This is a genomic window from Streptomyces sp. NPDC024698 (genome assembly GCF_055559015.1).
This window is the reverse complement of sequence record NZ_JBVHLK010000007.1, coordinates 69156-93826: the sequence shown is the minus strand read 5'-3', so window position 1 is coordinate 93826 and position 24671 is coordinate 69156. Positions and strand designations below refer to the sequence as shown.

Genomic DNA, 24671 nt, shown 5'->3' with positions numbered 1-24671 from the left:
ACGGCCGGGGCGCCCGCGGCGGAGCCCTGCTAGTCGAGAACCCGGGCCAGGTACGCCCGCAGCAGTTCGCGTGTCTCCTCGATGATTCCCGCGTCCCCCTCGGGATCGACGCGGAAGGCGAGGTGGACCAGGGTGTCGGCGCTCTCCACGGCGACCAGGAAGCAGCGGCGCAGTGCGTCGTCCGGCTCCCGGTCGAGATAGCCGGAGAGCAGGTCGGTGAGGCGGTCGGCGACCCGGGTGTTGGGCTCGGCGTACCGGGCGCCGACGGGAATCTGGTTGCCGAAGTCGACCAGGGAGAAGCCGGGCGCGGTGCGCTTCATGGCGAGGTACTCGTCGAGCACCGCGTCCATCGCGGCCCGCCAGCCTCCCCCGTCCGCCTCGCGCAGGCTCCGGGTGACGCGCTCGGTGTAGAGCTCCAGGTTGCGCTGGGCGAGCGCGTCGGCCATGGCCCGCTTGTTGCCGAAGAAGCGGTAGACGGAACCGATGGGCACACCGGCCCGCTGGGCCACGGCCCGCGTGCTCAGCCCGTCGTAGCCCACCTCGTCGAGGAGGTCGGCACACGCGTCGAGGATTCTGGTCAGTCGTTCCGCACTACGCCGCTGTACGGGCGCTCTGCGGAGCGAGGTCGCATGGGGCACGCTCTTCATGATGCCTTTCCGCCGGGGTCCGGTGAACCTCGCCCATCAGTACGGGGCTGCGTGCCGTGACCACTCATTTCCGGCGGGCGGGTCCGTGCCGTGACCACGCGCCTGCCCCGCGACCGCCTCCCGCGAGGTCGCCGGTGTCAGCCCTGCCCGGCGGAGCCCGAGGCCGTGATGTCGGCCGTGCTCTCGACGGGCTTGCCGTGGACGGCCCACACGGTGCCGTCGTCGGCGTACAGCCGTGCGGTGAGGTGATGGGTGCCGCGCGGGACCAGCCGGCCGGCCAGGCGGTACTCGGCCGTGCGCAGCCGGGCGACGGCGCGGCCGTCGACATAGAGCCGGGCGACCCCACGCCCGGCGACCGGGACGGGCCGCGAACCCGCGGGCGAGAAACGGAAGTTGCGGACGGTCAGCCGTACGTCCCAGCCGTCGTCGGAGTCCGGCTGGATCTCGATCGCGACCTCGGGCGCCCCTTTCCTGCCCACCTCCCGATAGAGCCGTCCGTCCTCGTCCATCCCGTCGAGCAGGGAGCCCACGGGCGAGGCCGAGACGGTGGTCCCCCGCTCGCGCGCGTCACCGGCGCCGCACCCCGTGGCTCCGCCGAGCAGGGCGCAGACCGCGAGCGCGGCGAGCAGTCCACATGTCCAGCGCATGTCCGGGAGCGTAGAACAAGCCCCCTCATGGCCGGATCCCCCTGGAGTCGGGTTCTTGGACCGCCAGCACGGCCTCAGGGACTAGTCCCCTGGCAAATCCGGCCAACCCTCGCCGCGCCCGCTGCGGCCTCTTGCGCGGGGCGGCCCGGAATCCTACGGTGATGCATAGGAATCAGGCGCGAGGGAGCGATCATGAGCGGGGACGCGAGGAAGACGGCCGAGGGGCTGGCCTACCTCTCCGGATTCGGCAACGAACACAGCTCGGAGGCGGTCCCGGGGGCCCTGCCGCACGGCCGCAACGCGCCGCAGCGGGCACCGCTCGGCCTGTACGCGGAGCAGTTGAGCGGCTCGGCGTTCACCGAGCCGAGGGCGTCCAACCGCCGTTCCTGGCTGTACCGCATCCGGCCCTCGGCCGCGCACCCCGCGTTCACCCGCACCGACAACGGCACGCTGCGGACCGCGCCGTTCACGGAGACCGTGCCCGACCCGAACCGGCTGCGCTGGAACCCCCTTCCGGAGCCCCCCGCCGGCACGGACTTCCTCGCGGGCCTGTGGACCCTCGGCGGCAACGGCGACGCCGCTCAGCGCACCGGGATCGCGGTGCACCTCTACCACGCCAACGCCTCGATGGAGCGGGTGTTCAGCGACGCCGACGGCGAGCTGCTCATCGTCCCGGAGCGCGGCGGACTGCTGCTGCGCACCGAGTTCGGGCTGCTGCACGTGGAGCCGGGCCGGGTGGCGCTGATCCCTCGGGGGGTGCGCTTCCGGGTGGAGCTGCTCGACCCGTCCCCGGCGGGCGGCCCCGGCTCCCGGGGCTATGTGTGCGAGAACTACGGAGCGCCGTTCCAGCTGCCCGACCTCGGCCCGATCGGCGCCAACGGCCTGGCCAACGCCCGTGACTTCCTGGCTCCGGTGGCCGCCTACGAGGACGTCGAGGGCCCGGTCGAGGTGGTGAACAAGTTCTGCGGCAACCTCTGGCGCGCGACGTACGACCACTCGCCGCTGGATGTCGTCGCCTGGCACGGCAACCATGTGCCGTACGTCTACGACCTGCACCGCTTCAATGTGATCGGCTCGATCAGCTACGACCACCCGGACCCCTCGATCTTCACGGTGCTCACCTCGCCGTCCGACACCCCGGGTCTGGCCGGTGTCGACTTCGTCGTGTTCGCCCCGCGCTGGCTGGTGGGCGAGGACACGTTCCGGCCGCCGTACTTCCACCGGAACGTGATGAGCGAGTACATGGGGCTCGTCGAGGGCGCGTACGACGCGAAGGCGGAGGGCTTCGTCCCGGGCGGCGGCTCGCTGCACAACATGATGTCGGCGCACGGACCGGACGAGGAGACCTTCGCGCGCGCCAGCGCCGCCGAGCTGAAGCCGCAGAAGATCGACGACGGTCTGGCGTTCATGTTCGAGACGCGCTGGCCGGTCACCGCGACGGCCCAGGCGGCCGGGGCGGAGCACCTCCAGCGCGGCTACGACGAGGTGTGGAAGGGGCTCGGGCGCCACTTCCGTCCGGCCGGCTGAGCAGCACCGGCCGTTGCCTTCCCCGCCCGCGACCGGTACGGATACCCTCGTGACCTCCTTCGCTCCCGATTCGATCGTCCTGAACCGCAAGCTGCCGCTGTGGTATCAGGTGTCGCAGTCCCTGCGTGCCTCCATACTCGGCCGCACCCCCCAGGACCCCCTGCGCCTGCCCACCGAGGAGCAGCTCGCGGGGCACTACGGGGTGAGTGTGCTGACCATGCGGCAGGCGCTCAAGGAGCTGGAGGTCGAGGGACTCATCACCCGGCACCGCCGGCGGGGCACGTTCATCGAGCCGAGCGCCCGGCGGGGCGCGCCCGTGCGGCTGCTCGGCTCGGTGGACGCGATCGTCGCCCAGCAGTCGGGCATGACGACCGAACTGCTGGACCAGGGGAAGACGCCCGTCTTCGGCGAACTGGCGGAATTCTTCCCGGATGTGGACGAGGTGGCGACGTACCACCGGCTGCGCAGCGACGAGACGACGGGCGAGCCGACGAACCACGCGCGCAACTACCTGCGGCCGGAGCTGGCCGACCGCATCGACCGGGAGGATCTGATCCGCTGGCCGATGACCAAGGTGCTGCGGGACGTGCTCGGGGTCGGCATCAGCCGGATCACCGACACGGTGGAGGCCACGCTCGCGGACCCGGAGACGGCACGGCTGCTCCAGGTGCCGCTGCTCAGCCCGATCCTGCGCTACACGGGCGTCATCCACGGCAAGGACGGTCAGGCGCTGGACGTCGCGGTCATCCACTACCGGGGCGACCGCTTCTCGTTCACGGTCACCCTCGACGCGCACTGACGATGGCGTACGGGGACGGCGGGCGGCGCCCGCGTCGTACGATGCCGAGCGTGACGCCCGACGCCGCTCCGCTGCTCGCGGACCTCATGCCGTGGTCCGTCGCACCGCCGAGGCTGGGCCGGAGGTGGCCGGCGGCCCCCGACGCCGCCTCCCTGAAGGCCCGCTGGGACGCCCTCGTACGGGCCGAAGGGGCGGACCGCGAGGCGCTGTTCGGGCCGACGCGGGCACGCACGACGCACTCCGCGGTGGCCCAGCTGCCGGGTCAGTCCGGCGGGACGGGCCGTCTCGCGCGGGCGTCGGACCCCTGTCCGCCGCCGGTCCGGGTGCTGAGCGCCCCCTTCGACGAGCAGTGGCTGATTCCCGATCACCGGCTGATCGACGCGGCCCGCCCCGAGCTGTGGCGGGTGGCGGGCGAGGAGCAGGTGTTCGCGGTCGAGCAGACGCCCGCGCCCGAGACCTCCGGTCCGGCCCTGCTGGCCGCGTCCGTGCTGCCGCTGAGCGCCGGGCGCGGCGGGCGGGTCCGTCCGCTCTACCGACGCCCCGGCGGCCGTGAACCGAACCTGGCCCCGGGCCTGTTGGAGCATCTGGGCTCCCGCCTCGGCCTCTCGCCCGACCCCGTCGACGTCCTCGCCTGGACGATGGCGGTCGCGCGGCGGGGCCGGGACGGCTGCGTGGTCCCGCTCACCGCCGACCCCGAAGTGTGGTCGTACGGCGTCGAGTTGGGCTGGCGCGTGCTGCGGCTGATGCGGCGCGACGGCGAGCGCCCCAAACTCCCCGGCGGCCGGCGGCCCTATGTGCGCGCGCCACTGACCACGCCGCCCCAGGCGGCACGGCCCGCTTCGGGCCCCTTCCTCACCGACCCGTACTACGACCGCGACGAGGAGTCCCTGCACCTCGGCGAGGGCAGGATCTCACCCGTACCGCCGGAGGCCTGGGACTTCGAGGTGGGCGGTGTGCGCGTGCTGGAACAGTGGTTCGCGGCGCGGACCGGGGCGGCGGAGCCGGGCACCCTGGAGGCGATCGGCCCCGCCGGCTGGCCGCAGGCGTGGACCTCCGAGCTCCTCGAACTCATCACGGTGCTCGCGCTCCTCGCCGAACTGCGGCCCCAGCAGGACGCGTTGGAGGCGAGATCACCGATCACCCGGGCGGACCTGCGCACGGCCGGGGTGCTCCCCGTCCCGGACGCGGCCCGCCGCCCCGCCTCGGTGCTCGACCACCACGAGGAGGGCCCCGAGGGCCAGTTCGTGCTGATCTAGGCGGGTCCGCACCGTCTCGCCTGTCCGGCGACGAAGGACGAGCGGCGCCGGTCGGCAGGCCTCACCGAGGCCGGTCGGCACGCCTCGCAGAGGCCGGTCGGCACACCGCACCCAGGCTGGTCGGCACACCGCACCGGGGGCGGCCGGCCCGCTCCGGGGAAATCAGTGCATGACAAATGTATGTCCAGGGTCCATGATCCATCGCATGCAGCCAGAGCCCCTGCCCCTCGAAGGCATCACCGTCGTCGCCGTCGAACAAGCCGTCGCCGCACCCTTCGCGACCCGGCAGCTCGCCGATCTCGGCGCCCGGGTCGTCAAGGTCGAGCGGATCGACGGCGGGGACTTCGCCCGCGGCTACGACACCGCGGCAAAGGGCCTGGCCTCGCATTTCGTGTGGTGCAACCGGGGCAAGGAGTCCGTCGCCCTGGACCTCAAGGACCCGCGCGGGCTCGACGTCGTACGCCGGCTCGTCGCGGAGGCGGACGTGTTCGTGCAGAACCTCGCCCAGGGCGCGGCGGCCCGTCTCGGGCTGGACGCGGCGACGCTGTGCGCCGAGCATCCCCGGCTGATCGCCGTGGACATCTCCGGCTACGGGCCGTCGGGGCCGTACTCCGGCAAGCGCGCGTACGACATGCTCGTCCAGTGCGAGGCGGGGCTCGTGTCGGTGACCGGGACGCCGGGGCAGCCGGTAAAGGCCGGCATCCCGGCCGCGGACATCGCGGCGGCCATGTACGCGTTCTCGGGGGTCCTCGCGGCGCTGGTGCGGCGCGGCACGACCGGACGCGGGGGCCCGGTCGAGGTGTCGATGCTGGACGCGCTCGCGGAGTGGATGGGGCATCCGCTGCACCACGCGATGCACGACGGGACCCCGCCGGAACGCACCGGCCTCGCCCACGCCGTCATCGTTCCCTACGACGTCTATTCGACGGCTGACGGCCGGCACGTCCTGCTGTCGGTGCAGAACGACCGGGAGTGGCGGCGGCTCGCGCAGCAGGTGGTCGGGCGTCCCGCGGCGGCGGACGATCCGCGCTTCGCCACGAACGCGGCGCGGGTGGCCAACCGGGAGACGGTGGACGCGCTGGTGGGGAAGGCGCTCGGCGCCCTCGGCGCCGACGAGGCGGTGGCCCGTCTGGAGGCCGCGGGCATCGCCTGCGCACGGCTGCGGGATGTGACGGAGGTGGCGGAACACCCTCAGCTCGCGGCCAGGAACCGCTGGCGGGAGGTGGGGTCGCCGGCCGGGCCGTTGCGGGCGCTGCTGCCCCCGATCACGCTGCCGGGCGGGGAGGAGGCGCGCATGGGGTCCGTCCCGCGGCTCGGAGAACACACGGGCGTGGTGTTGCGGGCGCTGGGCATGACGGACACGGACGTCGCCGAGCTGCGGCGGGACGGGGTGGTGCGCTGAGCCCTCAGGGCTCGGTGAAGGTGGTGACCCGCGCTCCGGATGTGGTGATCACCGGGCGCCGCTGCCCGCCGTGGGGATGACGGACGCGGAGGAGCAGCGGTGCGCCGGTTCGGTGGAGCCGCCGGAGCGCGGGTCGAGAAGGCCGGTGCCGACAGCCGGTCAACGGTCGCCGAACAGCGAGCGGCGCAGCCGCCTGAGCGGCGCGAACAGCGAGACCCGCCGCACGCGCGCGACCCTGGAGCCGCTGTCGTGCGCGCGGTCACGGTTCGTGAGCTCACGCATCAGCGAGGTCGCCTCGACCGTCTCGCGCTGCGGTATGGCGGGACCGCCGAGCACGGCGAGATGTCGGTCGAGGCGCGAACTGGTCGCGCTGCTCCCGCACGTGATCGCAGGGACGCGTGCCCTGCTGCGCACTGTTATCTGTTCCATGTCACTCCCCACCCGTACAAGTCCACCCGGCCCGGGCAGACTAACCCTATCGCCCCCTCGTGGCGCGCGTGTATCTCGGACAAAGGATTCACCTTCCCCACAAGGGGGTTGACGGTCACTCTCCGAATCCAAGCGTTTCCAGGGCGAGTTGGACAACGGGCGAGGTAGTGGGCTGTTCTGAGCCCCCGTGAGGCTCGACCGTCACTGCGAGTGACGTCGCGTTCCGGTCGAGTCCGTCGGCGACGAGGGGCGTGTCGCCGGTGAAGAGACCGAGAGAACGCGGTTTCTCCTTGGGGCGCATGAGCCACAGCTGATGGACGCGTCCGCCGGGGGGCGTGCCGAGCCCGCTCAGTGTCACGACGGCGCGCCGCTGCGACGCGGAGGCCACTACTCCGATTCCCTGGCCCCGCGCGTCCCGTTCACCGGTCGCCCGCGCGTCCGGAGCCGACAGGACGTGGGCGATCTCACGTGCCTGGGCACGCTCCTGGTTCAGATCGTCGCGCGCCTGGGTCGCCTGCACCGCGAAGAGCGCCGCGACGACGAGGGCCGCGGCGGCCGTGGTGGTGGCGAGCGGTGCGAACAGCGGACGGAATCGCGGGGCACGCGCGCGGGTGGGCTGCTGGAACCCCCGGGCGCGGGGCAGGTCCCGGGCGGCGGCCGGTTCCTGAGGGGTCGTCCGTACGGCGGCCAGCACCCGTTCGCGCAGCGCGGCCGGCGGGGCCGCGGCGGTGGACCAGGCGAGCCGTACCGCGTCCTCGGTCAAGGTCCGTACCTCCTCGGCACAGCGGTCACAGCCTTTCAGATGGCGTTCGAAGCGGCGCCTCTCCTCGCTCTCCAGCGCGTCGAGGGCGTAGGGGGCGGCGAGGGAGTGCAGATCGCGGCCCAGCAGTCGGTCGAGGACGCTCATGCGGCACCCCCCTCTCTTCCGTGCGGATCACGGCCCGGCAGGCGGTCGTCGACGATCACGCGACCCCTCCCAGGCAGTCGCGCAGGCGGGCGAGCCCGTCGCGCATACGGGTCTTGACGGTGCCCAGCGGCAGGGACAGCCGCTCGGCGACCTCACGGTAGGTGTAGCCGTCGTAGTAGGCGAGGGTGACGGACTGCCGCTGGAGAGCGGTGAGCCGGTCCAGACAACGGCGGACCCATTCGCGTTCGAGCCCGGCCTCGACCTCCTCGGCGACCTGGTCGAACGCGGGACGGTGGTTGCGCTGCCCCTCGCGCTGCTCGCGCTCGGTGGCCGCGCGGGCGCTGCGCACCCGGTCCACGGCACGACGGTGCGCGAGCGTGAGGATCCAGGACAGGGCGCTCCCCCGCCGGGGGTCGAACCGCGGTGCGGAGCGCCAGAGTTCGAGCAGGACCTCCTGCGACACCTCCTCCGACTGTGCCGGGTCCCGCACCACGCGGCGCACCAGTCCGAACACCGGCCCGGACACCAGTCCGTACAGCTCCTCGAACGCGTACTGGTCACCTCCGGCCACCAGTACCAGTAGTTCGTCAGCCTCCACCCGTCCCCCTCTCCGGCCGTGCACGGCCCGTCCTTTCCCCTACGTCTTCGCAGCGAACCTGTCTCTGGATGGGTTACGGATCGGCGAGCCGAAAACGCGTGTCCGGCTGGGATCAGTTCGTGTGTTCCGCGACCGGTCCGTCCCCCCTCCGACCTCCGGAGCGCACGCCCGTCCCCGGCGGGCCGATCGGGGAACCGCCGGCGAAGAAGCCGGGGCGCCGATGAAACAACCCGCGACAACCGCCGTAAAGACGTTTGGGATTCGACCAATCCACCCCGGCGACCGCTCCGAATGGCGTGCGTCAGGCAAGTTGGACAGAGGACGGACGGCATGACACCTATCTCCAGGAGCGGCGCGGGTCGCAGGACTCTCGTGACCCTCGTATGCGGTGCGCTGGCTGCCGGGGGGCTCGCGGCCGCCGGTGCGACGGCGCTGGCGCCGGGGGCGGCCTCCGCCTCCAGCCACCGAGAGGCACCGCTGATCTCGGGCACTCCCCAGTACGACAACACGGACGTGTACGCGTTCGTCAGCCCGGACAAGCCGAACACGACGACGATCGTGGCGAACTGGATCCCCTTCGAGGAGCCCGCGGGCGGCCCGAACTTCTACACGTTCGCCGACGATGCCCAGTACGACATCCACATCGACAACAACGGTGACGCGCAAGGTGAGTTGATCTACCGCTACACCTTCAAGACGCATCGCAAGAACGGCAACACGTTCCTGTACAACACGGGTCCGGTCAGCAGCCTCGACGACCCCGACCTGAACATCACGCAGACGTACGACATCGACGTGCTGCGGTTGCACAAGCAGCGGCTGGTGTCGCGGACCAAGATCGCGGACGATGTCCCGGTCGCTCCGTCCAACGTCGGCAAGGCCTCGATGCCGGACTACGCCAAGCTGCGCCACCAGGCGGTGTCCAAGCTCGCCGGCGGCTCTACGACGTTCGCCGGCCAGGCCGACGACCCGTTCTTCCTGGACCTGCGCGTCTTCGACCTGCTGTACGGCGGCAACCTGAGCGAGGTCGGCCGGGACACCCTCAAGGGCTACAACGTCAACTCCATAGCCCTCCAGGTCCCGAACGACATGATCCGCGAGTCGGCCGGGCAGCCGATCGTCGGCATCTGGTCCACCACGCAGCGCAGGGACGCGAGCGGCCGCTACCGCCAGGTCTCGCGTCTCGGCATGCCGCTGGTCAACGAGGTCGTCAACCCGCAGAAGGACAAGGACAAGTTCAACGCGTCCGCGCCCTGGGACGACGCCCAGTTCCTGAAGAACGTCACCAACCCCGAGCTGCCGAAGCTCATCGAGTCGATCTACAAGATCAAGGCTCCGGCCGAGCCCCGCAACGACCTGGTCGACGTGTTCCTGAAGGGTGTGAAGGGCCTCAACCAGCCGCCGCACGTGCGTCCGGCGGAGGAACTGCGCCTCAACACCTCGATCAAGCCGGCCATGCACCCCAAGCGGCTCGGTGTCCTCGACGGCGACAACGCGGGCTTCCCGAACGGGCGCCGGCTCACGGACGACGTGATCGACGCCTCGCTCCAGGTCGTCGAGGGTGAACTGGTCGGCTCCAAGAACGACTTGGGCGACGCGGTCGACAAGAACGACAAGAGCTTCGAGAAGTCGTTCCCGTACGTCGCCGAGCCGACCTCGGGTTCGCGCGGCGCGCTCGCCAAGGGCACGACCAGCGGGACCGATGTCCGCAGCCAGCTCGGTGACGCGCTCCAGCCCGCCGGGACGAACTCCGGCGGCGGGACCGACACCGTGCTGATCGCGGGCTCCGCCGCGGCGGGTGCCGCCGGCATCCTGCTCATCGGCTCCGGTCTGCTGTGGTGGCGCCGACGGATGTACAACCGGGCCTACTGACCCGCTCCCCGACTGGCGCGGCCCGCACGCAGTATTCGACCCCCCACGGTGCGGGCCGCGCCGCCCCCCACCCCCCACGACGACCGTTTCGCCAAGGACTTTGAGGAGAGGGCATGTCCCCGCGTACGAACGACAACGCGACGCCGGACGCCGACGAGGCCACGCCCGAGGAGAACCCCGCGGGGGCCACGCCCGACGAGAACACCGCGGCGGCCGGATCCGCAGTGCCCTCCGCGGAGGCCGCGCCCGCCGAGGATGGGGCCGGCCCGCGGGTCGATGCCGAGCGGGGGCTCTCGCCGTCGCAGCGCCGCTGGCGGGCCGCTCAACTGGGCTTCTGCGCAGCCGCGTTGGCCGTCGCCATGACGGCGGGGGCGGTGGTGCTCGGCGCCCTGAGGGACGGAGCGACGACCCCGGCCGTCGCGACCGTGTCCAACGGCGTGTCACCGCAGCTCCTCGCGAGCGGCGACCTCGACGCGAGCATCCTCTCCCTCCAGACCCATCTCCGCACCCAGCCCAAGGACTTCGGCGGCTGGGCGACGCTCGGTCTCGCCTATGTCGAGCAGGCCCGCACCAAGGGCGACCCCTCGCGCTATCCCCAGGCGCAGGAGGCGCTCAACCGGTCCCTGAAGCTGCGTCCCGGCTACGACCCCGCGCTCGCCGGACGGGCCGCTCTCGCGGCGGCCCGGCACGACTTCGCCGGCGCGCTGAAGTACGCCGACCTCGCCCTGAAGCAGAACCCCTACAGCGAACGCGCCCTGTGCTCCCGTATCGACGCACTCGTCGAACTCGGCCGCTACGACGAGGCGTCGAAGGCCGCCGACCTGGCCGACTCACGGCGGCCGGGTGTCCCGGTCTTCACCCGGTACGCCTACGTCCACGAGCTGCGCGGCGACGTGAAGACCGCCCGCAGGGTCCTGATGCAGGCGCTGGACACGGCGACCAGCCGCGGAGACATCTCGTACGTGACCTCCGCGCTGGGACAACTGGCCTGGAACCAGGGCGACTACCACTCGGCACTCACCTACTACGCGCGAGCGCTCGCCGCCGACGACAACTATCTCCCCGCGCTGGAAGGCCGGGCCCGCACCCAGGCCGCGCTCGGCGACCGCGCGGCCGCGATCAAGGGGATGGAACAGGTCGTACAGCGCTATCCGCTGCCTCAACCTCTCGTCGAAATGGGCGAGTTGTATGAGGACAGGGGTGGGGCGGGCGATGCCCGGAAGGCCCGGGACCAGTACAGGCTGGTGAACGCCTGGATCGCCCTCGCGCACGCCTACGGCGTCAACGCCGACCTCGACACCGCGCTGGCCGCCGCCGACCACGGCGACCACAAGGCCGCGCTGGCCGCGGCCCGCGCCGAGTGGGCCCGTCGACACACCGTGCACACGGCGGACGCGCTCGGCTGGGCCCTGCACGTGTCGGGCCGTGACGCGGAGGCCCTGCCGTACGCGCGTCAGGCCACGGCGACGGGCTATCACAACGCGTCCTTCCTCTACCACCTCGGCGTCATCGAGCGGGCCACCGGACACGCCGCCAAGGGCCGCGCCGCGCTGAAGGCGGCCCTGGGCCTGAACCCGGGCTTCTCCCCGCTGGGCGCCCGCCAGGCCCGTAAGGCACTGGAGGCGGCGAAGTGAGGGCGCCCCGGTTCCTCGCGCTCTGCGGCACGGTCCTGACCGCGGCCTGTGCGCTCGTGCTGGGCCCCTCCGGGCCGGCGAGCGCGCATCCGCTGGGCAACTTCACCGTCAACCGCTACGACGGTCTCGTCGCCGCCCCCGGGCAGTTGCGCGTCGATCACATCGAGGACCTGGCCGAGATCCCCGCCACCCAGGCGGAGCCGGACATCAAGCGGCTCGGCATGTCCGAGTGGGCCCGGCAGCGGTGCGCGACCGCCGCGCACGGCAGCAGGGTCACGGTGGACGGGCGTGCGGTGACGCTCACCGCGGGCACGAGCCGGGCCCAGCTGCGGCCGGGGCAGGCGGGGCTCCACACGCTGCGCGTGGAGTGCCGGCTGACGGCGCCGCTGTCCCGCGACCACGCGGTGACCGTGGGCTTCCACAGCGCGGGCGCCGACCACGGCCCCGGCTGGCGCGAGATCACCGCCCGCGGTGACCGGATGACGCTCACTTCCTCGGACGTACCGCGGACGTCCCTCTCGTCGGAGCTGACCCGGTATCCCAAGGCGCTGCTCTCCTCACCCGCCGACACCGCCACCGCCTCGCTGCGGATCCGCCCCGGCGGCCCGGCCCTCGTCGAGGAGCACCGCGACGCCCCGGCCGCCTCCGTGCTCCCCCGCGGCGCCGACCGCTGGACGCAGTACCTGAACAACCTGGTGGCCCGGCATCACCTCACCTTCGGCTTCGCCGCGCTGGCCCTGGTCATCGCCGTCGGCCTGGGCGCCCTGCACGCGCTCGCGCCCGGCCACGGCAAGACCCTGATGGCCGCGACGGCCGCGGCGCGCGGGGGCCGGGCCCGGTTCAAGGACGTGCTGCCGCTGGCCGCGTCGGTGACCGTCACCCACACCCTCGGGGTCGTCGCCCTCGGTCTGCTGGTCACGGCGGGCTCCGCCGCGGCCCCGTCCGTGATCGCCTGGCTGGGCGTGTCCAGCGGCGTCCTCGTCACCGGGGCGGGTGTCACCCTCCTGCGCCGGGCCTGGCGCAACCGGCCCTCCGCCCACGCACACGGCCGGCACCACGACCACGACCACAGTCATGGGCACAGGCACGAGCAGGGGCACCCGCGGGACGCGGGCCACCGGCACGACCACGCCCATGCCTCGACTCACGGACACGACCACGCGCACGAGCACGGCCCGGACCGGGCCCCGGCGCACGACGACGACCACCCGCACGACCACGGACCGGGCACCCCCCACGACCACGAACACCCGCCCGTCCTCCCGCACCCACACGAGCACGGTCACGACCACGGTCGCGACCACGACCACGGTCACGACCACGACCACGAGCACGCGGACGCGGCGCGCCCCCTGGTGCTGGCCCATGCCACCGCGTCCGTCGCGACCGTCGCCCCCACCGTGACCGCGACGGCAACCCGGCCCCACACCCACGACCACCCGCACCCGCACCCGCACGACCACAGCCACGGGCACGGGCACGAACAGGGCCACGGGCACGACCACGACCACCGCCCGGGCCGCACCACTCCCCACTCCCCCGCCCTCGAACACACCCATGGCGGCTTCACCCACACGCACGAGATCGCCCCCACCGTCCGCGGAACGATCCTGCTCGGCTTCGCCGGCGGGCTGGTGCCCAGTCCTTCGGCGGTCGTCGTCCTCGTGGGTGCCTCGGCGCTCGGACAGGCCTGGTTCGGCCTTCTTCTGGTCCTCGCGTACGGCGTCGGTCTCGCCCTGACCCTGACCGCGGCCGGGTTCGCCGTCGTCAAGCTCGGCAGCGGCATGAACCGCGCCCTGGCCGGACGCCGGCAGTGGGCCGAGGGACACCTCGTGCTCCTCGTCCGCAGGACCGCGCCCCTCGGATCGGCGCTGATCGTCGTGGCACTCGGGGCCGGATTGGTGCTCAAGGGGGCGGCATCCGTCCTCGGCTGAGCTACTTTTGGGGAGAAATCGCGCGGATGCGAATGGGGGACGCACGTGTCCGAAGTTCCGGGCAGTGAACGTGTGATCGCGGGGCGCTACCGTCTGCTCTCGCCCCTGGGCGAGGGCGGCATGGGCACGGTGTGGCGCGCCCGCGACGAGGTACTGCAACGCGAGGTCGCCGTGAAGGAGGTCCGCGCCCCGGCCGGGCTTCCCGATTCCGAGGTCGCGCGGATGTACGCGCGCCTGGAGCGGGAGGCGTGGGCGGCCGCCCGTATCTCCCACCGCAATGTGGTGACCGTGTACGACGTGGCCACCGAGGACGGCCGGCCCTGGATCGTGATGGAGCTGGTTCGCGGCATCGCGCTCTCCGATCTGCTGGATGCCGAGGGGCCGCTCGATCCACAGCGCGCCGCCCACATCGGCGCCGAGGTGCTCGCCGCGCTGCGCGCCGCGCACGAGGCCGGGGTCCTGCACCGGGACGTCAAACCGGGCAACGTGCTGATGTCGAACGACGGACGGGTCGTCCTGACGGACTTCGGCATCGCGACGGTCGAGGGCAGTTCCGCCCTGACCATGACGGGCGAGGTCATCGGTTCACCCGAATTCCTCGCGCCGGAGCGGGCGTTGGGCCGCACCCCAGGGCCCGAGTCGGACCTGTGGTCGCTAGGGGTGCTTCTGTACGCGGCGGTCGAGGGCAACTCGCCCTTCCGGCAGCCCACTCCGCTGAGCACGCTGAGGGCGATCGTCGACGAACCGCTGCCGGCACCCCGCCGGGCGGGCCCGCTCGGCCCCGTCATCGAGGGACTGCTCGCCAAGGATCCGGCCGAGCGGACGACCGCCGAATCGGCTGAGCACGAGCTGCGTGTGGTCGCGGCGGGCGGTACGGCGCCCACGCGTCCCCTGGGGGCCGTCACCCGCTCGTCCGAGGCGCCGACGATCGGCGCGTTCGGCCCGCCGGCGCCGTCCTCCCCGACACCGCCCCAGGGGTTCGGTCCGGCTCCCGCGACCGTTCCCTCGGCCACCCCCTCGGCGGGGCCCGACCGCAACCGGGGGGCCGCCGTCGCCCTGATCGCGGGTCTGGTCGCGCTGGCACTCGCCCTCGGCGGGCTGACGTACGCCCTGCTGAATCACCACAAGGGGAACGCCGGGAACACCGGGCGGGCGAGCAGCAGCAGCGGGGGCACGGGCACCACCGACGGGGGCACGGCCTCGGGGGGCCGTCCGAGCGAGAGCGCCACGGCCGGTGCGACCGGCGGCGGGAGTCCCTCCAGCAGCGCTCCCGCGGGCGGGAGTTCGACCACCGCTCCGCCCGCGCAGTCCGTCCGGGTGACGGTCGAGGGCCACAACACCCATTACACGGGCGGCTGTCCGCCGTCGAGCGCGCAGGCGCCGTCGTTCACGGCGACGTTCACGGTGGGCCGGGTTCCGGTGGATGTCGAGTACCGCTGGGTGACGGAGAGCGGCGAGGTGACCGATCCGAGCTGGAAGACGCTGTCGTTCCCCGCGGGCGGCGGCAGGACCCAGCAGAAGACGGTGGTGGCGACGACGTACGACACGAGCGGCGAGTTCGCCAACTCGATCGGCGTGGAGGTGCGCAGTCCGGTGCGGGTGACCTCGAACTCCGTCGCGTTCACCATCACCTGTGCGACGGAGACCCCGACGGACGGGGCCTCCGCATCGGTATCCGCGTCCCCCTGACGGGGCGGGCGGTGTCCTCGGCGGGGCGGGCGTCCTCCCCGCCGGGACGGTGTTCTCTCGAAGGGTTCCGGGGTGGGGGCCCGGAGGTCAGACGGCTCCGGAGAAGGCCGGCAGGTAGCCGCCGGAGTGGCCGGCCGCGGTCGGGTGGTACGACTCGCCGATGTCCAGCCAGTTCAGGCTGTGCAGCCAGACGTCACTGGAGCAGATCTCGTGGCCGGTGAAGGTGCCGCGTACATCGGCGAACGTGAAGCCGTGGGCGGCGGCACGAACGGCGATCGCGCTGTCCAGGTAGTCGGCGGCGCCGTTGATGGCGGACCTCTCGGTCTCCGAGAGTCCGGTCAGGCAGCTGCCGTTGAGCTTGTAGAAGCGGGGGTAGCCGAGGACGACGACATGGGCGGCCGGTGCCTTCGCCCTGATCGCCGAGTAGACCGAGTCGAGGTTGCCGGGGAGCGTGGAGTCGACGTACGCCTTCGCCGTGGCGATGCGCGAGAGGCAGGTGCTCTCGGACTGGAGGACGCACGTCGTCATGACGTCGGAGAATCCGGCGTCGTTGCCGCCGATGGTGATCGAGACGAGGCCCGTGGAGGAGCTGAGCGGGCCGAGCTGGTTCGCCGTGACATCACCCGTACGAGCGCCTGAGCAAGCGGTGAAGTTGAACGACGACGGTGAATGGGCGGCGTTCCAGAGATAGGGGTACGCCTTCGTGCTGCGGTCGCAGGAGCCGCTGGAGCTGATGTAGCTGCCCGCGCCGACGCCTGAGGAATAGGAGTCGCCTAGGGCCACATAGCCGGTGGCCGCCGCTGTCTGTGCCTGTGCCGCCGCTGCCCCGGTGAGGGCGAAGCCGGCGGCCAGGAGGAGTGAGGTCACGTATGCCGAAAATCTGGGACGTCTCATGGAACCTCCCTTTAGCAGGATCTCTGCCACAACTTTGGTAGCAGCTACGCGTGTTGACAGGAAGTGTCCATGCCAAGACTCTTATGTATCAACCGGGCGGAATACCCCCGTTCATCACATTTGTCGTTACATGTCCATGACGGTCGGACGTCGGCCTAATGACAGAGCGGGCCAAGTCGTCAACTCCCGAAAGCCCCAACCTGCCTTTCTCACAACGGAGTTGACCTTGCCCTGCCCTTGAGTCCCGCTGACGGGGAGGCCGTGCGCGTGCGCCGCGCCGTGTCGCACCGCGCCCCCCTGACAGGACGGACGGGATACACCGGAAGAGCGGGACCGAGCGCGACACACGCGACGCACCACGGAAACCGGGTGCACGGGGCGCCCGCGTGGCAGATCATGGCGGCATGTCTGCGAACCCACACGACGCTCTGCCGATCAGGCTCAACGTCGACGACAGCGACTCGCCGTCGGACGTCGTCGACGCGCTGTTCCTCGGTCGCTTCGCGACGGGCGAGCAGCCGCACTCGCACGCGGCGAACATCGACCGCGTACGCTCCGGGGCCACCCTGCTCCCGCCGGGCGCCCGGGTGCTGCGTTCCGCCCGTGACGACGACCGCAGCGCGACGCTCGCCGAGGGCGACGGCTGGACCCTGCTGGTGTCCCGCTGGAACCGCGGTGCCGACGTCACCGTGACCGCGACCAGCGTCGAGCTCGCCGAGAAGGTGCTGAAGCAGGCGACGGACGGCGCCGCGGACGAGCCGGAACCGCAGCCGGAGAACGTCACGATGGGCTTCTGGTACGTGTCGCCGCGCCGGGGCCCGCACCGCACGACGCGGCAGATCTCCGCCGGCACCTGGGAGGAGGTCCGCCCCAACTACACGGCGCCGGTGGCGGACGCCATGGACCGGCTGATGAAGACGACCCCGGAGGACATCGCGGGCCGGCTGCTGCTGCTCCACGGCCCGCCCGGCACCGGAAAGACCTCCGCCCTGCGCACGCTGGCCCGTTCCTGGCGCGACTGGTGCCAGGTGGACTGCGTGCTGGACCCCGAGCGGCTCTTCTCCGACGTCGGCTATCTGATGGACATCGCGATCGGCGAGGAGGACGGCACCGGCAAGGGCCGCTGGCGGCTTCTCCTGCTGGAGGACTGCGACGAACTGATCCGCGGCGAGGCGAAGCACACCGCGGGGCAGGCCCTGTCGCGGCTCCTCAACCTCACCGACGGTCTGCTCGGCCAGGGCCGCAACGTCCTCGTCGGCGTCACGACCAACGAGGACCTGGAGCGTCTCCACCCCGCGGTCGTCCGCCCCGGCCGCTGCCTCGCCCGGATCGAGGTCGGAGCGCTCACCCGCCGTGAGGCGGTGGGCTGGCTGGGCACCGAGGAAGGCGTCTCCCGCGAGGGCGCGACCCTGGCCGAGCTGTACGCCCTGCGCCGAGGGACGACCCCGACATCGGTCCCGGACCAACGCGAGGGCGCGGACGCGGGGCTGTACCTGTAGCCGCCGCGCCGACCGGTCCGGCGCGGCGTCTGGCTAGGCGTCGTCGAAGGCGGCCCGCAGGGCGTCTCGTACGGCGTCCAGTGCGGCCGCCTCGGTCAGGCCGAGCCGGTGGACGCGCTCGGCGTAGGCCTGCGCGGCCGACGCGGCCTCGCGGGACGCCGCGTCCCCGGCGGCCGCCACGAACGTGCCGTTGCGGCCCCGCGTCTCGATCACCCCGTCCGACTCCAGGGCGCGGTAGGCCTTGGCGACGGTGTTGGCCGCGAGGCCCAGCGACTCGGCCAGCCCCCGTACCGTCGGCAGCTTGTAGCCGACCGGCAGCTCGCCGGACCTGGCCTGCTCGGAAATCTGGGCGCGCACCTGCTCGTACGGCGCGGCCCCCTCTGCGATGCGGATCTTCAGGGTCACGCGGAGATTGTCCCGTACCCACGCGAAAATGAGAGGCATCCGCCCGCGGCGCCCGCGTAACGTGCGATCACATGACCGTGATCGTTCGCGAACTGCGGCACGGGGACCCGGTGGACACGGCGGGGTTCGCGCGCATTCGTCAACAGGCCCTCCCGTTCATCCTCTTCACCCCCGAGTCCATCGCCTACGACGTGGAGCGGGCCCACCCCGACGCCCACTACCGGCCGTTGCCGGCCGAGGAGGACGGGGAGCCGATCGGCACCGCGCAGGTAAGCCTCGTGCACGACAGCCCGGAGCCCGGTCAGGGAAGCCTCAACATCCACGTACGACCGGATCGCACGGGACGCGGCGCCGGCTCACTGCTGGCCCGAACCGCCGAGGAGCGGCTGGCCGCCCTCGGCGCGACCCGGCTGCACGCCTGGGTGCTGAACGAACCCGGCTGCCGCGCCTTCGCCGAGAAGCGGGGCTACCGCGCCGCCCGCCCGGCGCACTTCCTCCGTCTCGACCTGGCGAAGGGCACCCTGCCGCCCCTGCCGCCCCCGCCGGACGGCGTGGAACTGCGCAGCGGAGCGGACTTCGCGGACGACCCCCGGCCGTTGTTCGGGCTCGACGCGGAGACACTGCGCGACGAACCGAGCGACATCGACCGCGAGTTCACGGACTACGACGCCTGGCTGACCGAGACCTGGCACCACCCCCTCCTGAGCCACGAACTCACGTCCGTGGCGCTCGTGGACGGCCGCCCCGCGGCGTTCACCGCGGCCCGCACCGACGGCGGCGCCCGCTACGCCACCGTGATGACGGGCACCGGCCGCGCCTTCCGGAGCCGCGGCCTGGCCAAGCTCGCCAAGAGCCACTCCCTGCACCGGGCCCGCGCGGCCGGGTTCACGGACGCGTTCACCGGCAACGACGCCGGCAACGGGCCGATGCTGGCGATCAACACCTGGTTCGGTTACGAAATCTGCGCAACGGAGGTGAAGTATGCCCGTGACCTCGGCTGACACGCCCGGCTCGTTGGAGGTCGTGCTCGTCAAGGCGGGCCGTACGAAGATCAGTTACCCGGCCGAGCTGCTCGCCGACGACGGCACCCGGGTGGTCGTACGGGCCCCCTGGGCGGGAGACGGCGTCCGTGACTTCGGCTTCGTGCGGTTCGAGAAGGGCGATGTCTTCACCGAGTACTACTGGCGGGACCGCTGGTACTCGGTGAAGGAGGTCCGCGACTCCACGGGTGAGCGCAAGGGCTGGTACTGCGACATCACCCGCCCGGCCACCGTCTCCGAGGGCCGGCTGGTCGTCGAGGATCTCGACCTGGACCTGTGGCGTTCGGCCGACGGCAGGGACGTACGGCGTCTGGACGAGGACGAGTTCGCGGAGAGCGGCCTGGCCACCACCGACCCGGCCGCCGCGGCCGCCGCCGAGAAGGCCCTGGACGACCTCGAACGCCTGGCCCGCGAAGGCGGCTTCGAGGCGCTCCTGGCCTAGGCCGTGTCCCAGGACGCGCGACGGCCGGCGTTCCGCGAAGACACCCACGGGCACCGCTCAGAAACGGGCCACCACCGCGTACCGCTCGTCCTCGACCTCCCGGCCCCACAGTCGCGCCTCGTCCGACAACGGCTCGACGCGGAGGCCGGCGGCGTCGGACAGCAGCGGCCGGACCAGGGTGACCATCCGCTCGGCGGATATGCCGACCGGGCTCAGGGTCCCCCACACCCCCTCGACGAGCACCAGCCGCCCGCCCGGGCGCAGCAGTCCGCGCCAGTGCCGCAGCACGCGCCCGGGATCGGGCAGCGTCCACAGCACATGGCGGCTGAGCAGGACGTCGAAACGCTGCTCCCCGACGGGCGGTGCCACCGCGTCGCCGACGAGGAAGGCGGCGTCCCGTCCGGCCAGCTTGGCGCGGGCCCGGTCGACCATGCGCGGAGCGAGGTCGACCCCGGTGACCCGGTGCCCCTGTTCGGACGCCAGGAGCGAGAGACTGCCGGTGCCGCAGCCCACGTCGAGCAGATCACCGGGCTTCTCGGGCAGCCAGCCCCGCAGCCGGGCGGCCCAGGCAGCGCGGACACCGGGGTCGCGCAGCCCGTGGTCGGGTTCCTCGTCGAAGGTGCCGGACTCCGCGTCCCAGTCGACGCCCGCCCCTGGATTCGTTCCGTCGCTCACCATGCGTTCCACCATGTCACCCACCACTGACAATCGGCCCGCGCCCGCCGCGGGCGCCCGGGGGTGACCGGCGCCACAGACATTTCGCGACCGATGAGGAACTCTCCCGGGAACGGTCTACCCCCGTACAACCGCGGATCCGGGTGGACACGAGGAGGCAGCCATGCGCCGTGTGACCGTGCAGAAGCCCCTGAGGAAGCCCGAATCCCGCCGTGCGCGGGACGAGCCCGACGATCGCCCCGCCGTGCGCCCCGAGGTCCGGAAGGACATCGCGCGCACCTGGTGGCCGGACGGCTGAGCCGCGGCGGGCCGTCGCCGAACGCCTGCCGAAAGCCGTCGCGGGCCCGGCAGCCCGCGCCGGCCCGCGTCAGACCAGCCGCTTGCGGTAGTGGAGCCGGTCGTAGGGCCCGTCCACGCGCCGCTCGGTCATCTCGTACCCGTACCGCGGGTAGATCTTCTGGTTCTCCCACATCATCGCGTTGGTGCAGAGCCTGATCTCGTCGAGCCCGAGCGCCCGCGCGTGCGCGTCCACGAAGCGCAGCAGCAGCCGGCCGACCCCCCGGCCGTGCGCCTCGGGCCGGACCGCGATGATGTCGAGGTACAGATGGTCCGGGCGCCCCTCGACGACCACGAGCCCCTGGACCGGCTCCCCCGTGACGAACACCCGCCCCGCCGCCACGTTCGCCGCGTGGTCCGCCTCCATGGGCATGGGCACGAGCCCGATGCGCTTCACGTAGGGCTGGAACGCTGCGTCGATGACGGCTTTCACGACGGGCACGTCGGCGGCGACCGCCATCCGCACCCCGAACCCCTCGATCGTCCCGCCTGTCTCCCCGGACGTCCCGGCCATGCCCGCACCCCGCCTACCTGATCGCAGTCCCCGTACTCCCTCGAAGGCACGGTAGGCGCCCCGGCCAGGAGACGAAGCACCGCCTTGTGCCGCACCCCGGGGCCGGCCTCTCCGCCCCCCCCTTCCTCAGCCCCCCGTTAGCCCCGCCTTAAAGCCACCATAAGGATCTCCCTCACCCGCCTCCAGCAGGCGATTTCGCGGATTCTTCGGGCTAGTTTGCTGATCACCCCCACGGGATCCCCCCTCGGGATCCCCGCACGGAGTGCCGTGCGGGGACTCGCCCCACGTATCAGGACCGTTCGAGGAGTTCCCCATGTCCGCACGCCGCAAGGCCGCCGGCGTCGCCGTCCTCGGCATCGCCCCGCTCGCCCTGTCCGCGCTGGCCGCGGCGCCCGCCTCGGCGCACGGTTCGATGGGGGACCCGGTGAGCCGGGTGTCCCAGTGTTACGCGGAGGGTCCGGAGAACCCGAGGTCGGCCGCCTGCAAGGCGGCCGTCGCGGCGGGCGGCACCCAGGCGCTGTACGACTGGAACGGCATCCGCATCGGTGACGCGAACGGGCGGCACCAGGAGCTGATCCCGGACGGCAAGCTGTGCAGTGCGGGCAACGCCGAGTTCAAGGGGCTCGACCTGGCGCGCTCCGACTGGCCCGCGACGAACGTGAGCAGGGGCTCGTACACCTTCAGGTACCGGGTGACGGCACCTCACAAGGGCACGTTCAAGGTCTACATCACGAAGCCCGGCTACGACCCGTCCCGGCCGCTGGCCTGGGGTGATCTCGACCTGGCGCGTCCGGTCGCGACGGCCACCGACCCGGCGGCCTCGGGCGGCTTCTACACGTTCTCCGGCACGCTCCCCGAGCGCTCGGGCAAGCAGCTCCTGTACGCGGTCTGGCAGCGCTCCGACAGCCCGGAGGCCTTCTACTCCTGCTCCGACGTGGCGTTCGGGGGCGCGAGCGGCGGCAAGGGCTCGGGCGGCGGCAGCGCTCCCGCGCCGAGCGCCTCGGCGCCGTCGGAGAAGCAGATCGAGGACGGCAGCGACAAGTCGACCGTGAAGCACCACGACCACGGGCACGACGCCGCTGCCTCGGCGGAGCCGTCCGCGAGCACGGACGCGGGCGACGCGGCCGGGGACACCGCGTCGGGCGAACCCGCCGAGGAGACTCGGGCCACCGCTGATTCCGCGGACTCCTCGGAGAGCGGGCCGGACAACGCCGGTGCGCCCCGGAGCCTCGCCGAGACCGGCGGGGACTCCTCCACCTCGTACGTCGCGATCGGCGGTGCCGCCGCGCTCGCGCTCGGCGCCGCGGCGCTCTTCGCCTCGGTACGGCGGCGCGCGACACCGGGCAGCCGACGCGGCCGCTGAGGCGCGGAGGACCGGAAGAACTCCGGGGGCTGACCGGCGGCTCAGGCCGGACAGCCCCCGGCGGCGTGGTCCGCCGTCCGCGTTCCGCATGCGAGCGGGACGCGGACGGACGGACGATCACGCCGGTGTGCTCGGGCGGACCACCATGGACGAGTGGTCCGCCGAGCCGGTCAGCTGAACACGGACGCGCAGCTGCTGGTGGACGCGTGCGCCGGGTCGAGCGCGTTCGCCACCTCGTGGTACGCGATCCGGTCGAAGATCCCGATGGCCACGTGCTCGGAGAGGTCCAGGGAGCACAGGTTCTGCAACAGGACGTTGTGGACGTCGGATCCGCTCAGGTACTCGGACTGGTACGGGGTGACCACCTCGTCGTACTTGGTGGCGATGACCGTGTAGTGCACCCCGGGGACGGTGTCGCCGCCCGCGTTGAGCTTGGTCAGGAACGCGGAGCCGGCGATCTGGTCCGCGAGTCCCGGGGTCGCCGTGGACAGCAGGTCCTTGGCGCCGGGGAAGTACGGGAGCAGGTTGGTGAGCCCGTTGAGGGTGGTGCCGTGGTTGTCGGGGGCGATGCCGACGAGGGCGTTCACCTTGGCCGCTCCACCGAGGAACTTGAGGTAGTAGCGGGGCATCATGCCGCCCTGCGAGTGACCCACCAGGTCGACCTTGGCGGCGCCGGTGGCGGCGAGCACCTTGTCGACGAACACCTGGAGCTGCGCGGCCGAGGCGTCGATCGGGCCGAGGCCGTTGAAGAGCGGGACACCGGGCAGCTGCCCGTAGTCGAGGGAGAAGACGCAGTACCCGCGGCTGGTCAGGTAGGGGGCGAGGGCCAGCCAGTTGTCGATGGAGTTCCCGAAGGTGCCATGGACGAGCACGACGGGGCGCGGGTGCGAGGAGGAGGGCTTGCAGGAGTAGTTGTTCCAGCCACTGCTGGGGGCGGAATCAGCTTGTGCTGCGGCGGCGGGGACGATCGCGACCGTGGCGGTCAGGAGCAGCGCGGCCAGGGGTCTGAGCACTCGCTTCCAGGGCAGCATCGGGTGATCTCCTTGCGGCTCAAGGGAGTTGTGGGGGTTTACGCCCTGTGATCCGGATCACGAGGATGCTGTTCACTCGTCAAGTTACGGTCGAGTAGCAGAGGTGTGAAGTTACGCGTCAGTAAAAACTTCCAGTGATAACCAGGACGACCGCGACCGGTGACGGAACGTCACCAAGTGGGCTTGATCGGACCGTAGGGCGCGATGCTCGCCAAACGTGTGCGCAACGCGCGCATTTCACTCTCCCCCAGCACTTCGGACCACGCCCGCACGGCGTCCGCCGCCGCCTCCTCCGCCGCCCGGGTGCAGGCCCAGCCGAGTTCGGTGAGCACGACGAGCCGGGCCCGCGCGTCCTCGGGGTGCGGCCGCCGCTCGACGTACCCCCTGCGGACGAGTTCCTCGACGAGCTGACTGGCGGCCTGCTTGGTGACCCCCAGATGGGCGGCGATGTCGGTGACGGTCGCCCCGTCCGGCGCGATCCGCGCGAAGGCGAAGCCATGGGCGGGCCGCACCCCCTCGAACCCTCGGGCGACGACGCCCTCGTGGATACGTTGCGTCAGCTCGCCGGCGGCGGCGAGCAGGGCGGCGGACAGGGCCATGGCCTCGGAGTTCTGCACCCACGCATTCAAACACCCTTGACTATTTGGTCAAGCTGCTTGACCATAATTCCACAGCACATAGTCAAGCGGCTTGACCATATTCCGAGCGCCTGACCGCCCCGCCGACCCTGATCCCGACCTTGGAGGCATCCGTGCCCGTCGTCCGTTCGTCCGAAGCCGTCGTCCACGAGATCCACGGCGGCCGCTTCGTCTCGTACGCCTCTCCCCGCAGCGGCAGCAAGGAGCTGTGCGCCTGGCGCACGGAGATCCCCGCGGGGCACCAGGCCCCCGTCCACACCGTCGACCGCGAGGAGATCTTCCTGCTCCTCTCCGGAGAACTGCTGATCACCCTCGACGACCGCACCGAGCGGGTCACCGCGGGTGACACCGTGATCGTCACCCCGGGCGTGGCCTTCGGCATCGAGAACCCGACCCGGGAGACCGCGCTCTCCTGGGTCACCACCTCCGTCGGCCTCCGGGCGGAGCTGGCCGACGGCTCGACCCTCACTCCGCCCTGGGCCAACTGACGCCG

At 72.1% G+C, this 24671-nt stretch carries 25 protein-coding genes; 14 read left to right on the top strand and 11 right to left on the bottom strand.

Annotation, left to right across the window (positions count from 1 at the left end; all coding sequences use genetic code 11):
- Positions 1–29: 29 nt before the first annotated feature.
- On the bottom strand, positions 30–647 hold the full coding sequence (locus tag ACZ4AA_RS18425) for a TetR/AcrR family transcriptional regulator (protein ID WP_467602669.1): 618 nt from the start codon (positions 645–647) through the stop codon (positions 30–32).
- A gap of 137 nt (positions 648–784) precedes the next feature.
- Positions 785–1294 (bottom strand): hypothetical protein, encoded by a 510-nt coding sequence (locus ACZ4AA_RS18420; protein ID WP_467602667.1) that lies wholly within the window; start codon positions 1292–1294, stop codon positions 785–787.
- Between the two features lie 192 nt (positions 1295–1486).
- Here ACZ4AA_RS18420 and hmgA point away from each other — a divergent pair, with 192 nt between their 5' ends.
- The 4 genes from hmgA (at position 1487) to ACZ4AA_RS18400 (ending at position 6278) form a co-directional block, all read left to right on the top strand.
- Entirely contained in the window at positions 1487–2821 is a 1335-nt protein-coding gene (gene hmgA / locus ACZ4AA_RS18415) for a homogentisate 1,2-dioxygenase (RefSeq protein WP_467602665.1), read from the top strand.
- Between the two features lie 49 nt (positions 2822–2870).
- The gene (locus tag ACZ4AA_RS18410) at positions 2871–3620 is read left to right on the top strand and encodes a GntR family transcriptional regulator (protein WP_467602663.1); all 750 of its coding nucleotides are present in this window, start codon (positions 2871–2873) and stop codon (positions 3618–3620) included.
- A 41-nt stretch (positions 3621–3661) separates the two neighbouring features.
- Positions 3662–4876 (top strand): type ISP restriction/modification enzyme, encoded by a 1215-nt coding sequence (locus tag ACZ4AA_RS18405; RefSeq protein ID WP_467602661.1) that lies wholly within the window; start codon positions 3662–3664, stop codon positions 4874–4876.
- Positions 4877–5069: 193 nt separating this feature from the next.
- A complete protein-coding gene (locus ACZ4AA_RS18400; protein ID WP_467602658.1) occupies positions 5070–6278 on the top strand; it encodes a CaiB/BaiF CoA transferase family protein in 1209 nt (402 codons plus the stop codon).
- A 159-nt stretch (positions 6279–6437) separates the two neighbouring features.
- Here the strand turns inward: ACZ4AA_RS18400 and ACZ4AA_RS18395 are convergent, their stop codons facing one another.
- From ACZ4AA_RS18395 to ACZ4AA_RS18385, 3 genes are all read right to left on the bottom strand, one after another.
- On the bottom strand, positions 6438–6707 hold the full coding sequence (locus ACZ4AA_RS18395) for a hypothetical protein (RefSeq protein WP_467602656.1): 270 nt from the start codon (positions 6705–6707) through the stop codon (positions 6438–6440).
- Between the two features lie 115 nt (positions 6708–6822).
- Positions 6823–7614 carry an anti-sigma factor gene (locus ACZ4AA_RS18390; protein ID WP_467602654.1) on the bottom strand — a complete coding sequence of 264 codons (792 nt, stop codon included), beginning with the start codon at positions 7612–7614 and terminating at the stop codon, positions 6823–6825.
- A 55-nt stretch (positions 7615–7669) separates the two neighbouring features.
- Positions 7670–8212, bottom strand: a complete 543-nt coding sequence (locus ACZ4AA_RS18385; protein WP_467602652.1) for a sigma-70 family RNA polymerase sigma factor — start codon at positions 8210–8212, stop codon at positions 7670–7672.
- Positions 8213–8542: 330 nt separating this feature from the next.
- On the opposite strand from ACZ4AA_RS18385, the gene ACZ4AA_RS18380 reads away from it, so the two are divergent.
- The 4 genes from ACZ4AA_RS18380 to ACZ4AA_RS18365 all read left to right on the top strand — a co-directional run bounded on the left by ACZ4AA_RS18380 (position 8543) and on the right by ACZ4AA_RS18365 (position 15341).
- Entirely contained in the window at positions 8543–10084 is a 1542-nt protein-coding gene (locus ACZ4AA_RS18380; RefSeq protein WP_467602650.1) for a DUF4331 domain-containing protein, read from the top strand.
- A 113-nt stretch (positions 10085–10197) separates the two neighbouring features.
- Positions 10198–11718 carry a tetratricopeptide repeat protein gene (locus ACZ4AA_RS18375; RefSeq protein WP_467602648.1) on the top strand — a complete coding sequence of 507 codons (1521 nt, stop codon included), beginning with the start codon at positions 10198–10200 and terminating at the stop codon, positions 11716–11718.
- On the top strand, positions 11715–13652 hold the full coding sequence (locus ACZ4AA_RS18370; protein WP_467602645.1) for a nickel transporter: 1938 nt from the start codon (positions 11715–11717) through the stop codon (positions 13650–13652). The genes ACZ4AA_RS18375 and ACZ4AA_RS18370 overlap by 4 nt, the downstream gene beginning before the upstream one ends.
- 45 nt (positions 13653–13697) lie before the next feature.
- The gene (locus tag ACZ4AA_RS18365; RefSeq protein WP_467602643.1) at positions 13698–15341 is read left to right on the top strand and encodes a serine/threonine-protein kinase; all 1644 of its coding nucleotides are present in this window, start codon (positions 13698–13700) and stop codon (positions 15339–15341) included.
- 87 nt (positions 15342–15428) lie between these two features.
- Here the strand turns inward: ACZ4AA_RS18365 and ACZ4AA_RS18360 are convergent, their stop codons facing one another.
- The gene (locus ACZ4AA_RS18360) at positions 15429–16235 is read right to left on the bottom strand and encodes an SGNH/GDSL hydrolase family protein (protein WP_467602640.1); all 807 of its coding nucleotides are present in this window, start codon (positions 16233–16235) and stop codon (positions 15429–15431) included.
- A 404-nt stretch (positions 16236–16639) separates the two neighbouring features.
- On the opposite strand from ACZ4AA_RS18360, the gene ACZ4AA_RS18355 reads away from it, so the two are divergent.
- Positions 16640–17734: a DUF5925 domain-containing protein gene (locus tag ACZ4AA_RS18355; protein ID WP_467602637.1), complete on the top strand. Its 1095-nt coding sequence runs from the start codon at positions 16640–16642 to the stop codon at positions 17732–17734.
- Positions 17735–17767: 33 nt separating this feature from the next.
- Here the strand turns inward: ACZ4AA_RS18355 and ACZ4AA_RS18350 are convergent, their stop codons facing one another.
- Positions 17768–18139, bottom strand: a complete 372-nt coding sequence (locus ACZ4AA_RS18350; protein ID WP_467602635.1) for a GntR family transcriptional regulator — start codon at positions 18137–18139, stop codon at positions 17768–17770.
- A gap of 71 nt (positions 18140–18210) precedes the next feature.
- On the opposite strand from ACZ4AA_RS18350, the gene ACZ4AA_RS18345 reads away from it, so the two are divergent.
- Positions 18211–19140: a GNAT family N-acetyltransferase gene (locus ACZ4AA_RS18345; RefSeq protein ID WP_467602633.1), complete on the top strand. Its 930-nt coding sequence runs from the start codon at positions 18211–18213 to the stop codon at positions 19138–19140.
- Positions 19121–19621, top strand: a complete 501-nt coding sequence (locus ACZ4AA_RS18340; protein ID WP_467602631.1) for a ribonuclease FAU-1 family protein — start codon at positions 19121–19123, stop codon at positions 19619–19621. Before ACZ4AA_RS18345 ends, ACZ4AA_RS18340 begins: the two co-directional genes overlap by 20 nt.
- A 57-nt stretch (positions 19622–19678) precedes the next feature.
- Here ACZ4AA_RS18340 and ACZ4AA_RS18335 read toward each other — a convergent pair whose 3' ends face one another.
- Entirely contained in the window at positions 19679–20299 is a 621-nt protein-coding gene (locus tag ACZ4AA_RS18335; protein WP_467602629.1) for a class I SAM-dependent methyltransferase, read from the bottom strand.
- A gap of 160 nt (positions 20300–20459) precedes the next feature.
- Here ACZ4AA_RS18335 and ACZ4AA_RS18330 point away from each other — a divergent pair, with 160 nt between their 5' ends.
- Positions 20460–20594 (top strand): hypothetical protein, encoded by a 135-nt coding sequence (locus tag ACZ4AA_RS18330; RefSeq protein WP_467602627.1) that lies wholly within the window; start codon positions 20460–20462, stop codon positions 20592–20594.
- A 69-nt stretch (positions 20595–20663) separates the two neighbouring features.
- On the opposite strand, the gene ACZ4AA_RS18325 is transcribed toward ACZ4AA_RS18330, so the two are convergent.
- Positions 20664–21146, bottom strand: coding sequence for a GNAT family N-acetyltransferase (locus ACZ4AA_RS18325; protein ID WP_467602625.1), 483 nt, complete (start codon positions 21144–21146; stop codon positions 20664–20666).
- A gap of 313 nt (positions 21147–21459) precedes the next feature.
- Here ACZ4AA_RS18325 and ACZ4AA_RS18320 point away from each other — a divergent pair, with 313 nt between their 5' ends.
- Entirely contained in the window at positions 21460–22509 is a 1050-nt protein-coding gene (locus tag ACZ4AA_RS18320) for a lytic polysaccharide monooxygenase auxiliary activity family 9 protein (protein ID WP_467602623.1), read from the top strand.
- Between the two features lie 170 nt (positions 22510–22679).
- Here ACZ4AA_RS18320 and ACZ4AA_RS18315 read toward each other — a convergent pair whose 3' ends face one another.
- Both ACZ4AA_RS18315 and ACZ4AA_RS18310 read right to left on the bottom strand, forming a co-directional pair.
- Positions 22680–23540 carry an esterase/lipase family protein gene (locus tag ACZ4AA_RS18315; RefSeq protein ID WP_467602621.1) on the bottom strand — a complete coding sequence of 287 codons (861 nt, stop codon included), beginning with the start codon at positions 23538–23540 and terminating at the stop codon, positions 22680–22682.
- 170 nt (positions 23541–23710) lie between these two features.
- Positions 23711–24157: a MarR family winged helix-turn-helix transcriptional regulator gene (locus tag ACZ4AA_RS18310; protein WP_467602619.1), complete on the bottom strand. Its 447-nt coding sequence runs from the start codon at positions 24155–24157 to the stop codon at positions 23711–23713.
- 134 nt (positions 24158–24291) lie between these two features.
- Here ACZ4AA_RS18310 and ACZ4AA_RS18305 point away from each other — a divergent pair, with 134 nt between their 5' ends.
- On the top strand, positions 24292–24666 hold the full coding sequence (locus ACZ4AA_RS18305; RefSeq protein WP_467602617.1) for a cupin domain-containing protein: 375 nt from the start codon (positions 24292–24294) through the stop codon (positions 24664–24666).
- Positions 24667–24671 lie beyond the last annotated feature (5 nt).